This window comes from Streptomyces venetus (assembly GCF_039540295.1).
In the GTDB taxonomy this organism is placed as follows: Bacteria; Actinomycetota; Actinomycetes; order Streptomycetales; family Streptomycetaceae; genus Streptomyces; species Streptomyces venetus.
In genome coordinates, this window is the sequence record NZ_BAABET010000001.1 from 908,829 (window position 1) to 921,175 (window position 12,347).

The window sequence follows — 12,347 nt, forward strand, 5'->3', positions numbered from 1 at the left end:
ATGCCGAGGGGGGCATCATGCAACCGGAAGGTCGCGTTGCCATGTCTATAAGGTGTGGAAGACGTGGTGACCGCGATCCACCACTGATACGTCTGTGAAGGTCGAGGGGGATCTGTCGCAGACGGAAGCAAGCGACGAAACACGCGGCTGTCCGCGTGTGGGGGGATGACTCATGACGTCGAGGCCGACGGGCGCCCGGCAGGACCACGACCCGTCCCAGACCACCCAGCTCAGGGTTCCGGCACACCGGATGAGCACCACGGGGACCTTCAGGCGGATCAAGAAGACTCTGCCGAGATACGACTACGAGCACTACAGCCGGCTCGCGGGGCCCCTCACCCAGCCCGACCCGGGCAAGCCGTACAAGGTGCAGTACCGCTCACTCATCTCGCAGGAGCCGCACCGCATACGCGTGGCCCTGATGCTAGCCGCGGCTCCGGTGCTGTCCCTGGTGCTGCTGTTCTGGTTGCTCCAGCCCGAGCACTGGACCGAGCGCGATTACCCGGCCTTCGACTGGCTGCCCGCGCTCGACATGGTCATGCTCGTCTCGATCGGCCTGATCGAGTTCTTCCGCTGCATGAACGTGCTGTCGAACGCGCACGCCACGCTGGTGGCCCGCGACCCGATCCCGGTGGTGCCCGAGACCGGCACCAGAGTGGCCTTCCTCACCTCCTTCGTGCCCGGCAAGGAGCCGCTGGAGATGGTGACGAAGACCCTGGAGGCGGCGGTGAAGATCCGCCACCGGGGTCTGATGCACGTCTGGCTGCTCGACGAGGGCGACGACCCCGACGTGAAGGCGGTCTGCGAGCGCCTCGGCGTGCACCACTTCTCCCGCAAGGGCGTCGCGAAGTGGAACCAGGCCAAGGGCCCGCACCGCGCCAAGACCAAGCACGGCAACTACAACGCCTGGCTGGAGGCGCACGGCGACGAGTACGACTTCTTCGCCTCCGTCGACACCGACCACGTGCCGCTGCCCAACTACCTGGAGCGGATGCTCGGCTTCTTCCGCGACCCGGACGTCGGCTTCGTCATCGGCCCGCAGGTCTACGGCAACTACGACAACCCGATCACCAAGGCCGCCGAGTCGCAGCAGTTCCTCTTCCACGCGCTGATCCAGCGCGCCGGCAACCGCTACGGCTCCCCGATGTTCGTCGGCACCTCCAACGCCGTGCGCATCAAGGCGCTGAAGCAGATCGGCGGCCTGTACGACTCGATCACCGAGGACATGGCGACCGGCTTCGAGATGCACCGCCACAAGAACCCGGCGACGGGCAACAAGTGGCGCTCCGTCTACACCCCGGACGTACTCGCCGTCGGTGAGGGCCCCAGCGCCTGGACGGACTTCTTCACCCAGCAGATGCGCTGGTCGCGAGGGACGTACGAGACGATCATCGGGCAGTACTGGAAGGGCTGGTACTCGCTGCCGCCGAGCAAGCTCTTCAACTACACGATGATGATCATCTTCTACCCGATGTCGGCCCTGAACTGGATCCTGGCGGCGCTGAGCTGTGCGCTGTTCCTGGGCCTGGGCGCCTCGGGTGTGAACATCGACCCGGCGGTCTGGCTGATGCTCTACGGCAACGCCTCCGCCCTCCAGATCGGCCTGTACGTCTGGAACCGCCGGCACAACGTCTCGCCGCACGAGCCGGAGGGCTCCGGCGGTGTGGCCGGCATGGTGATGTCCGCGCTGTCGGCGCCGCTGTACGCGAAAGCGCTGTTCGACTCGGTGCTGCGGCGCAAGAGCAAGTTCGTGGTCACGCCGAAGGGCGACTCGGCGAGCCCGGACCGCTGGTTCGGGACCTTCCGCTACCACTGGTACTTCATCCTGATCTTCGGCGCGTCGATCACGGCCGGCTTCGTCTTCGGCCACTCCCACCCGGCCATGATCATCTGGGCGACCTTCGCCCTGCTCATCACCGCCTCGCCGATCTTCGCCTGGCGCTGGCAGCTGCGGCAGGACGCGAAGAAGCCCGCCGCTCCCGCCGGGGAGCAGCCACCGGACCCTGCCGGGCCGCACCGGACGCAGCCGCTGCCGATCCCGCAGCAGCAGGCGCCGCACGCCCCGCAGCACAAGCCCAGCTGGGCCGCCGGCCCCGGCGGTAACGGGGAGGTCGGAGGATCCGACCAGACCATGCAGATCGCCCTTGGTGGACTTGGGGGACGTAAGGAATGAACGACCGTGCAGGCCGCCGCCGGGCCCGTCGACTCGCGATCGGCACGGCGGTGGTACTCGCGCTGGCCGGGATGAACGGGCCGTGGCTCTACCGCTTCGGCACCGAGAAATACCACCAGTACAAAATCAACAAGCCGGAGTACAAGGCCGCGAACGGCAAATGGGAGATCGTCGATTTCCCCGAGGAGTACCGGCAGAACACCATCCACGCGGCGCTGCTGCGCACCGGCAAGGTGCTGCTCGTCGCGGGGTCGGGAAACAATCAGGACAACTTCGACGCGAAGAAGTTCGACACCCGGATCTGGGACCCGGTCAAGGGCACCATCAAGAAGGTGCCCACCCCCGCCGACCTGTTCTGCACCGGCCACACGCAGCTCTCCAACGGCAACCTGCTCATCGCGGGCGGCACCAAGCGGTACGAGAAGCTCAAGGGTGACGTCACCAAGGCCGGCGGCCTGATGATCGTCCACAACGAGAACCCGGACGAGCCGATAACCCTGCCCGCGGGCACCACGTTCACGGGCAAGAAGAACGGCAAGACCTTCGTCTCCAAGGACCCCGTCCTCGTGCCGCGCGCGAAGAAGGTCTTCGACAAGGCGACCGGCAGGTTCCTGCGCAACGACCCGGGGCTCGGCCGTATCTACGTCGAGGCGCAGAAGCGCGGGAAGAAGTACGAGACGGGCACGCAGGACAACTACCGCGTGGCCGGCCTCAAGGGCGACGACGCCCGCAACACGTACGGCATCGCGCAGAAGCTCGCCCTCGACAAGAAGGACTTCCAGGGCATCCGGGACGCCTTCGAGTTCGATCCCGTGGCCGAGAAGTACATCAAGGTCGACCCCATGAAGGAGGCCCGCTGGTACCCGACGCTCACCACCCTGAGCGACGGGAAGATCCTCAGCGTCTCCGGCCTCGACGACATCGGGCAGCTGGTCCCGGGCAAGAACGAGGTCTTCGACCCGAAGACCAAGAAGTGGACCTACACCGGCAAGGTCCGGCAGTTCCCGACCTACCCGGCGCTGTTCCTCATGCAGAACGGCAAGGTCTTCTACTCGGGTTCCAACGCGGGCTACGGACCGGACAACGTGGGCCGTGAGCCGGGCGTGTGGGACGTGGACACCAACAAGTTCGCGAAGATCCCGGGCCTGAGCGACCCCACGCTGATGGAGACGTCCGGCACGGTGCTGCTGCCGCCGGCCCAGGACGAGAAGTACATGGTGGTCGGCGGCGGTGGCGTCGGCGAGTCCGAACAGTCCAGCGAGAAGACCCGGATCGTCGACCTGAAGGACCCGGACCCGCGCTTCAAGGACGGTCCGTCCCTGGAGAAGGGCACCCGCTACCCGAACGCCTCGATCCTGCCGGACGACAGCGTGCTGATCTCCGGCGGCTCGGAGGACTACCGCGGCCGCGGCGACTCCAACATCTTCCAGGCGCATCTCTACGACACGGCGAAGAACGATCTCAGGCGGGTCGCCGACCCGCTGGTCGGCCGCAACTACCACTCCGGGTCGATCCTGCTGCCCGACGGCCGCGTGATGTTCTTCGGCTCGGACTCGCTGTACGCCGACAAGGCCAACACCAAGCCGGGCAAGTTCGAGCAGCGCATCGAGATCTACACGCCGCCGTACCTGTACGGCGACGGGAACCGGCCCTCGCTGTCCGGCGGGCCGCAGACCATCGAGCGCGGCGGAACGGGCGTCTTCACCTCCTCGGACGCCAAGTCGGTCAAGAAGGTCCGGCTGATCCGCCCGAGCGCCGCCACGCACGTCACGGACGTCGACCAGCGGTCGATCGCCCTGGACTTCAAGGCGTCCGGCGACAAGCTGACGGTGACCGTGCCGGAGAACCGGAACCTGGTCCAGGCGGGCTGGTACATGCTGTTCGTGACGAATGCCGACGGGACGCCCAGCAAGGCGCAGTGGGTCAAGGTGCCGTAGTCCACGGGCTGTCCGGGGCGCTCTCCTGCCAGGGAGGGCGCCCCTTTCGCATGCCCGGATGACGGGAAACGTTCTTGACCCGTGCCCGTACTTCGGTGTGCTCTCGGGTACGACATCGACAAGGCGTGTGGTCAACGGTGGCGGGGGAAACGGGAGATGACCGAGTCGACCACGTCGGATCCGGTGGCCGAGGACGTCCTGGCCGCCGCGACCGTCCAGGTCACGGGCGGAGACGGACACATCGGCGGTCTGGGCGTGCTGATCGCGTCCACGCTGGTGCTGACCTGCGCCCATGTCGTCCTGGACGCCCTGGGCCTGCCCACGAGGCGGGAGGAACGCCCCGAGGGCCCGGTGCGGGTCCGGCTGGTCCTGCGTGAGGGCGAGGAGACCGAGGCCGTCGTACGGGACTGGGTCCCGGTACGCGCGAACGGCAGCGGGGACGTGGCCGTACTGTCCCTGTCCCGCCCGCTGCCGGAGGCCCGGCCGGTCGTCATGGTGGCGCCGAGGGAGGTCTGGGACCACACGGCCATCGTTTTCGGACTGCCGAGGGACGACACGGGCGGCGGCTGGCACACGGCCCGGCTGCGGGGCGGCACCCGGACCGGCCGACTGCAGATGTCACCGCTCGACGGACAGACGGACCCGGTCCAGCCCGGCTTCAGCGGCTCGGCCGTGTGGGACGACGACCTCGGCGCCGTGGTCGGCATCGTCGCCTCGATCTCGCCGGCGCACCGCGGGCAGAGCTTCTGCATCCCGACCCGCACGGTCCTCGACGAGCTGCCGCAACTGGCCGAACTGCTCGCGCCCGACTCCCCGTTCCCGGGCCTGCGCCCGTACACCGAGGAGGACAGCGCGTACTTCTTCGGCCGGGACGAGGACGTCACCGCGGTCGTCGACCTGCTCTGCCCGCGCGGTGCGGCGCCCGACGGCTCCGCGACGCCCGAGGGCTGCGTCACCCTGACCGGCCCGTCCGGCTCCGGCAAGTCCTCCCTCCTCCTCGCCGGTGTGCTGCCCCGCCTGAAGGAACAGGACGTCGAGGTCGTCGCCCTGCGCGCGGAGGGCCGGCTGCCGGACGCCCCATCGGTCCGGGACGTCCTGCACACCCACAGGTCGGCACGCGGCCTCGTCCTGGCCATCGACCAGGCGGAGGCCCTGCTGCTGCGCCCCGAGGAGGAGCTGCGCGCCCTGGTGGACGCCCTCCTCGATGCCTGTCGCCACCCCGGCGTGGCGGTCCTGGTGGCGCTGCGCACCGACTTCCAGGACACGGCCCTGCGCCACCCGGAGCTGAGCCGGCTGGTCGGCGGGGCACCCGCGCACCAGCTGGGCCTGATGACCCGCGAGCAGCTCACCGAGGTGGTCCGGCTGCCGCTGCGGGCCTTCCCCGGCGTGGAGTACGACAGTGGACTGGCCGACCGCCTCATCGACGACGCGACGGGCCGCCCCGGAGCCCTCCCCCTCCTCGGGTTCGTCCTCACCACCCTGTGGGAACGCCAGGTCGGCGGCAGGCTCCGGCTCGCCACCTACGACGAACTCGGCGGCCTCGGCGGGGTGCTGAGCAGCAGGGCGGACTCGGCGTGGAAGCGGGCGGTGCGCGGTACCGCGCCGCAGGCCGCGACCGGGCTGCTCCGGGCACTGATCCAGCTCCCGCCCGGCAGCGGTACGGCCCTGCGCGCCCGGCTCGCCCGCCGGGACGCGGGCGAGGAGCAGTGGGCCGTCGCCCGTGAACTCGCCACCGCCCGGGTGCTCGTGCTCGGCGCGGATCCCGAGCGGGGCGAGACGGTCGAGCTGGCGCACGAGGCCCTCATCGAGCACTGGCAGCCGCTGGCCGACCAGTTGCGGGAGGACCGCGCGTTCCTCACCTGGCGCGGGGAGCTCCGCTACGACCGGGCCCGCTGGTGGCGGGCGGGGCGGCCGGACGGGCTGCTGCTGGAGGATCCGGCGCTGCCGGTCGCGGAGCGGTGGCTGGACGACCGTGGCGGTGAACTGACATCCGAGGACCGGGAGTTCATCGAGGCGAGTGTCGGGCTGCGGGCCCGCAAGGAGCAGGAGGCCGCGAGGTCCGAGCGCCGGAAGCGGTATCTGCGGGTGCTGTGGGCCGTGGTGACCGTCCTGGCCGTGGTGGCGGCGGCGGTGGTGTCCGTGCTGTATCTGAACCTGCTGACCGAGCAGCGGCGGCTGGCGTCCGACCGGTTGGCGCAGCAGGCCGCACGTATCGACGGTACGTCCCTGACCGTCTCCTCGCTGTACGCCGTCGGGGCGTATCGGGCGGAGTCCCGGGCGGCCGCGCGGTCCGCGCTGCTGGCGCAGTACCTGCGGTTGCAGGATGTGGAGCGGGTGGTGATGGAGGGGCGTCAGGACGTCGACGACGTCGCGCTCACGGGTGACGGCTCGGCAGCGTACGCGGTGCTGGCCAACGGCGACTTCGTGCGGATGGACCTGCGGGGGAAGAAGCGGCCGAAACCCAGCCTCTTCTCGACGCGGCACGACACCGAGCGGATCGCCGTCTCGGCCGACGGGAGGAGGGTGGCCCGGGCGAGCGACTGGGGTCTGGTCACCCTCGGCGTACCGGTCTCCTCGAACCTGGACAAGTTCCGGACCATCGGCCTGCGCAAGGTCGATGCCGCCAAGAAGCACCCACGCTCCCCCTACGATCTCCGCTTCGACGGGGACGGGAAACGGATTCTCGCCACGATCCCCGGTGAGGGCGTGCTCATGTGGGAGACGAACGACGGCCGGCGCACGGGCCGCCCCCTCGTCCCACCACGCGGCTGGGACGCCGCACAGGCCTGGTTCGGCGCGGACGACACGGTGGTGGCACGGATCGTGCCCTCCGGCGCGGCAGCGGACGACGCTCGGGGCCGGCTGGTCTCCTGGGACCTGGACGACGGTTCGCTGCACCGCCCCTGGGGCGAGCGCGCCACGGCCTCCGCGACCGTCAGCGGCAACGGCCGCACCCTGGTCACCTGCACCGGGCAGGGCGCACTCGAGGCATGGCGGCTGGGGACCACCCCGAAGCGCTTCCAGAGCTGGAACAACAGCACCTTCCAGGGACTGTGCCCGCTCTACACGCCCCGGCTCGACGCCACCGGCCGCTACCTGATCAACCCCACCGGGCGCATCGGCACCGACCTGGGCCGGATGCGGTTCCTCGTCATCGACCTGGAGAGCGGCTGGCCCGCCACCTTCGACACCCCGGCCGCCGCTCCCGAGGACCAGAACATCACCGGGCGGGGTTTCGCTCCCCCGGTCGCCCTGGCCGGCCCGCCCGGCGACCTGCGTGCCATCGTCGGGGTCGGCGGCAGCATCGTCACCGTCCGCGTCAAACCGCCCACGTCCTTCGACACCAACGCCCTGCTCAACCGCATCCGCACACCGGACGGGCAGAGCGGCAGGATGGCGGTCGTGGATTCCAAGGGCACGGGACTCCAGTTGTGGAACCTGGCCGACCACCGTCTCCTCGCGAGCGCGCGACCGTCCCGGGAGCTGGCGCGTATGTACGCGGCCTTCAGCCCGGACGGGCGGCGGATGCTGACCATCGCCGAGGACGGGCGGACGGTCCTCGTCTGGCGGATCGACGGCTCTTCCCTCCGGGAGGAGCACGTCCTCGAACTGCCCGCGCCCGAAGGCATCACGGCTTCCGGCCCGGACCCCATGACGGGGCTCGTCCCCTCCTGGATCAACCTGAGCTTCTCCGACAACGACCACGCCGTGATCTCGGGGCTGTCGTACGTCTCCCGCTGGGATCTGGAGAGCGGCGAGCCGGACGGCGAGATCTACCGGCCTCCCGTCCAGGACCGTGCCCAGCTCGCCAATGAGGCGGCCGGCACCTACGCCACCGCCCTGCCCGGGAAGCCGCAGGCGGTGGTGCGGACGGTGGCCGAGATCGGCGTCTGGGACTTCACCACCGGCGAGTTCAAGAGGTGGATCAAGAGAGATGACGGGGACCGGTCCATGCGGTCGTTCGTCCTCTCCCCCGACGGCAAGGTCCTTGCCATGCAGTTCGCCGGTGGCCAGGTAAGCCTGTGGGACGTCGAGAAGAAGAAGAAACTCCCCGACCTCACCTACAACGGCGTCTACTACCTCGGCCGTTTCCTCGGCGACCGCCTGCTCCACACGACCACCGCCACCGGCGAGCAGGTCGTCTGGGACGTGGACGACCGCCAGGACACCTACCGCTACTACGTGGGGTACGGCTCGGTCCTCTCACCGAGCACCGACGGCAAGAACCTCACGATCGTCGACGGCTCCCGCACCTCCACCATCCCACTCGATCCGGAACGCTGGACGGACCGGCTGTGCGCCCTGGCGGGGCGGGAACCGACCGAAGCCGAGAAGAAGCTGGCGGTCGACCCCGACCAGGTCGAGGACGTCTGCCCCGGCTTCTAGGAACTGGCCTTCGCGAGCTTCAGCGCGTAGTCCGCCCACCACTGCCCCGCCTTGGGCCCGCCCTTGCACTCACCGTCCGACTCGCCGGGCCGCTTCACCCACAGGTACGCGTCGACCAGCGGGTCCGCCGTCTTCGTCGTCGGCGTCTCCCCCAGCGCGCGTCCCGGCGGGTTGCACCAGCGCTCGTCGGGGTTGCCGCCGGTGTAGGGGCCCTTGCCGTTGCGGCTGGTGTCGACGACGAAGTGCTTGCCGCCGACCTTGGCGGAGAGCTGCTTGCCGTAGGCGACGGACTCCTCGGTGGAGTAGAAGTTGGAGACGTTGACGGCGAAGCCGTCGGCCTGGGCGATGCCGGCCCGGTTCAGCGGCTCGAAGATCTGGTCGGGGTGCTGCCAGCCGGCGTTGCCCGCGTCGAGGTACACCTTGGTGTCCTTCAGGGACTTCAGCTTGGCGACGGCGCCCTTGAGGAGGTCGTAGCGCTCCTCGTGGAACTGCTGCGGCGTGCAGCCGTCGACGAGGTGCAGCAGCGCGTCCGGTTCCAGCACGACCGTGGCCGACCGGTCGCCGATGCCCGCCGCCACGCCGTCGAGCCACGCGCGGTAGGCGTCGCCGTCGGCGGCGCCGCCCTGTGAGTACTGGCCGCAGTCGCGGTGCGGGATGTTGTAGAGGACGAGCAGTGCCGTCCGGCCGGCCTTGTCGGCGGCCTCGGTGAAGCCCCGGGTCTGCTCCTCGGGGTTGTCCGGGCCGATCCACTCGGCGACCGGCTGCTCCGCTATCTTCCGGATCTGCTCGGCGTCCTGCTTCTTGCCGGACTTCTCCAGGCCGGCGAGCTGCTGGGCCGCGGTGCCGTCCGGGTTGACCCAGAACGGGGTGGTCCCCTTGGGCCGCTGTGTGATTCCGGCGCCCGCGTCGGCGTCCTTGTCCGATCCGTCCCCTCCGCCGGACGAACATCCCGTGATCAGCAGTGCCGCCCCCAGCACCGCTGTGGACACCCGCCTCGCGACGGCCGCCCCGGCCCCCCTGCTGCCGTACATCCAACTCCCCCTTGGGTGCACCGTTCCAAGTCTCAATCCTGACATACGTCCCGCGACGCCCACGAGGCCGAAGCCGACCTGCGCGGATGACGCAGCGCCACCGTATCGGGACTTGGTGTCATCCAACCTCTAGGCCCGGGTGGCCCATTGGTTCTACAGTCTTCTCAGCAGCGCCCGGCTCCGGCCAGAGATTCACCCGCCGTGGCTCCCGCGGCCTCCCGCGCAGCTCGCCGGGTCACTCCCGCAGCCCGTGCGCGCGCGGTCGAGGACCAGCCCGGCCGGCGACTTCAGGGGGAGCGGGTCGCCGGCCGGGTCAGGTGGCCGTCCGTCCCGGGAGCGCTAGCGGCCGGTTCCCGTCAGGTATGCCGAGACGACCACGTTCGCCGTGTAGCTGCGGGTCGTGCGGTCGAAGCTGCCGCCGCAGGTGATCAGGCGCAGTTCGGCCCGGCCCGACTTGCGGGGCCCGTAGGCCTGGTGGGCGTCGAAACGGTCGCGGGTGAGGACCTGAACGGACTCGACGGTGAACTCGGCGACCTCGGTGTCGGCCCGGACCACCCGGATCGTCTGGCCGGGCCGCATGGCGCTGACCTTGTAGAAGACGGCGGGCCGGGACCGGGTGTCGACATGACCGACCATCAGCGCGGTTCCCGGCGCCCCGGGCGCCGCCCCGCCCGCGTACCAGCCGACGACGCCCGGCTGGTCGTACGGCGGCGGATCGAGTGCCCCGCGTGCGTCCAGGCCCCGCGCCACGACGGGTGCCTGGACCCCGAGTCCGGGGATGTCGACCCGCTGCGGCAGCGCGTCGCCCAGCGGCCGGTGCGCGGGGGGCAGTTTCACGTCCGGGGGCCTTCCGGCCGCCGCCATGTCACCCGTGGCGGGCGCGGAGACGCCGTGCCGTACGTCGGTCACCTCACGGCCCCACAGCCACAGCCCGAGCAGCAGCACCACCCAGGCCACACCGGCCAGCAGGCGGCCGGTGCCCGAGGAGCGCCCCTTGATCTGATCCTGGTAGGACATGGTCATCCCGTTCCACGGCCGCGACGGAGGCCGCCCAGCGCGACGACCAGCGCGGCGACACCCGCGAGCAGCAGGCCGGTCATGCCCTGGGCCGTGCCGGGGCTCACTGCCCGGGCGGTGCCGGGGCCGGTCCCGCGACCCGCCGCCGCGACGAGGTCCGCCGCACCACCGCCACCGGCGGCGACCGGGGCGACGGGCGAGGCGTGCGCACCCGGCCGCCGCGAGACGGACGACTGCCCGTCGCGTCCGGGCTCGGAGGGTTGCCCACCACCCTCGGGGAGAGGCGGTTGCCCGGCGATCCCGGGCGCGGGGGGCTGCCCGGCCGTCCCTGGTGTGAGCAACTGCCCAGCCGGGCCGAGGGCGGGGGGCTGACCGGCCGTCCCCGGCGCGGGAGGCCGGCCGGCGGTCCCGGGCGCGGGGGGCCGTCCGACCGGGCCCGAGGCGGCTCCGGGCGGGGGCGGCTGCTGTCCCGTGTGTCCCAGGTGTCCCGTGCGCTTGCGGACGGTGAACGTGCCGGTCCGTTCGGCGCCACCGCAGGTGACCCTCACCGTGTACGTGCCCGGCACGAGCGTGGAGCGGACGCGGCTCTCGCCAACGAGTTCACCCTCGGCGATGGTGACGAGCCGCGCGTCCGCGACGAACGCCGCCGACGCGGCGACGGCCGTCCGCTCCGCGCAGTGGGCCACGCGGAGCGTGACGTCACTGCCGGGCGTGGGGAACGCCGGGATCACCGAGACGCCCCCCGGGTCCGCCGCGGACGCCGCCGGGGTCAGGGCGGCCACGGCCAGGACGCTCGTACAGACAGTGACTCTCAGGGAACCCATCGTGAACCTCCAGACGACTGGAGCCTCCCCCGCACGATGGGTCATCGCATCCTCCGGGACGCGGTTTCTGCTCCGTACGGGTGACGACGGGTTTGGAGGCGGGCGGGCCCCTTTCGAAGGTCGGCCCAGGTCAGACCCGGTCGACGAGGTCCGCGATCGAGTCCACGACCTGCGACGGCCGGTACGGGAAGTCCTCGACCTGCTCGGGCCGGGTCAGGCCGGTGAGCACCAGGAACGTCTGCATCCCGGCCTCCATCCCGGCCAGCACGTCGGTGTCCATCCGGTCGCCGATCATCGCGCTGGACTCGGAGTGCGCCCCGATGGCGTTCAGCCCGGTCCGCATCATCAGCGGGTTCGGCTTGCCCGCGAAGTACGGCTTCTTGCCGCTCGCCTGGGTGATGAGCGCGGCCACCGCGCCGGTGGCGGGCAGCGGGCCCTCGGCGGACGGGCCCGTCTCGTCGGGGTTGGTGCAGATGAAGCGGGCGCCACCGAGGATGAGCCGCACCGCCTTCGTCATGGCCTCGAAGGAGTAGGTACGGGTCTCGCCGAGGACGACGTAGTCCGGCTCGTGGTCGGTCAGGACGTAGCCGATGTCGTGCAGCGCCGTGGTGAGGCCCGCCTCGCCGATGACGTACGCCGATCCGCCCGGCCGCTGGTCGTCCAGGAACTGGGCGGTGGCCAGGGCCGAGGTCCAGATGCTCTCGATCGGCACCTCAAGGCCCATGCGGGTCAGCCGGGCGTGCAGGTCGCGCGGGGTGTAGATCGAGTTGTTGGTGAGCACGAGGAAGGGCTTCCCGGACTCGCGCAGCTTCTTCAGGAAGGCGTCGGCGCCGGGGATCGGCACACCCTCGTGGATGAGCACACCGTCCATGTCGGTGAGCCACGACTCGATGGGCTTGCGGTCTGCCATGTGCGAGATCTCCTGCCGTGCGCGGTCCAGGCAGCCCAAGCCTAAACAGTGGCCGGATCTTGCGGAACG

At 70.6% G+C, this 12,347-nt stretch carries 7 protein-coding genes; 3 read left to right on the forward strand and 4 right to left on the reverse strand.

Annotated features, from left to right (window positions below; all coding sequences use genetic code 11):
- Positions 1–172: 172 nt before the first annotated feature.
- The 3 genes from ABEA82_RS03965 (at position 173) to ABEA82_RS03975 (ending at position 8,496) form a co-directional block, all read left to right on the forward strand.
- Positions 173–2,173, forward strand: coding sequence for a glycosyltransferase family 2 protein (locus ABEA82_RS03965; RefSeq protein WP_345659925.1), 2,001 nt, complete (start codon positions 173–175; stop codon positions 2,171–2,173).
- On the forward strand, positions 2,170–4,110 hold the full coding sequence (gene glxA / locus ABEA82_RS03970) for a radical copper oxidase GlxA (protein ID WP_345659926.1): 1,941 nt from the start codon (positions 2,170–2,172) through the stop codon (positions 4,108–4,110). The genes ABEA82_RS03965 and glxA overlap by 4 nt, the downstream gene beginning before the upstream one ends.
- 156 nt (positions 4,111–4,266) lie before the next feature.
- Entirely contained in the window at positions 4,267–8,496 is a 4,230-nt protein-coding gene (locus ABEA82_RS03975; protein ID WP_345659927.1) for an nSTAND1 domain-containing NTPase, read from the forward strand.
- On the opposite strand, the gene ABEA82_RS03980 is transcribed toward ABEA82_RS03975, so the two are convergent.
- The 4 genes from ABEA82_RS03980 to ABEA82_RS03995 all read right to left on the reverse strand — a co-directional run bounded on the left by ABEA82_RS03980 (position 8,493) and on the right by ABEA82_RS03995 (position 12,278).
- Positions 8,493–9,527, reverse strand: coding sequence for a glycoside hydrolase family 6 protein (locus ABEA82_RS03980; protein ID WP_345659928.1), 1,035 nt, complete (start codon positions 9,525–9,527; stop codon positions 8,493–8,495). The two genes, ABEA82_RS03975 and ABEA82_RS03980, sit on opposite strands and share 4 nt — an antisense overlap.
- A gap of 339 nt (positions 9,528–9,866) precedes the next feature.
- Positions 9,867–10,550, reverse strand: coding sequence for a class F sortase (locus ABEA82_RS03985; protein WP_345659929.1), 684 nt, complete (start codon positions 10,548–10,550; stop codon positions 9,867–9,869).
- Positions 10,547–11,368 (reverse strand): hypothetical protein, encoded by an 822-nt coding sequence (locus tag ABEA82_RS03990; RefSeq protein WP_345659930.1) that lies wholly within the window; start codon positions 11,366–11,368, stop codon positions 10,547–10,549. The genes ABEA82_RS03985 and ABEA82_RS03990 overlap by 4 nt, the downstream gene beginning before the upstream one ends.
- A gap of 130 nt (positions 11,369–11,498) precedes the next feature.
- Positions 11,499–12,278 (reverse strand): HAD-IIA family hydrolase, encoded by a 780-nt coding sequence (locus ABEA82_RS03995; RefSeq protein WP_345659931.1) that lies wholly within the window; start codon positions 12,276–12,278, stop codon positions 11,499–11,501.
- Positions 12,279–12,347: the final 69 nt, after the last annotated feature.

Excerpts from the sequence above, each read along its gene's own strand:
- ABEA82_RS03975 (WP_345659927.1), top strand. The coding sequence starts at position 4,267 with ATGACCGAGTCGACCACGTCGGATCCGGTGGCCGAGGACGTCCTGGCC.
- ABEA82_RS03990 (WP_345659930.1), bottom strand. The coding sequence starts at position 11,368 with ATGGGTTCCCTGAGAGTCACTGTCTGTACGAGCGTCCTGGCCGTGGCC.
- ABEA82_RS03995 (WP_345659931.1), bottom strand. The coding sequence starts at position 12,278 with ATGGCAGACCGCAAGCCCATCGAGTCGTGGCTCACCGACATGGACGGT.
- ABEA82_RS03980 (WP_345659928.1), bottom strand. The coding sequence starts at position 9,527 with ATGTACGGCAGCAGGGGGGCCGGGGCGGCCGTCGCGAGGCGGGTGTCC.
- ABEA82_RS03965 (WP_345659925.1), top strand. The coding sequence starts at position 173 with ATGACGTCGAGGCCGACGGGCGCCCGGCAGGACCACGACCCGTCCCAG.
- glxA (WP_345659926.1), top strand. The coding sequence starts at position 2,170 with ATGAACGACCGTGCAGGCCGCCGCCGGGCCCGTCGACTCGCGATCGGC.
- ABEA82_RS03985 (WP_345659929.1), bottom strand. The coding sequence starts at position 10,550 with ATGACCATGTCCTACCAGGATCAGATCAAGGGGCGCTCCTCGGGCACC.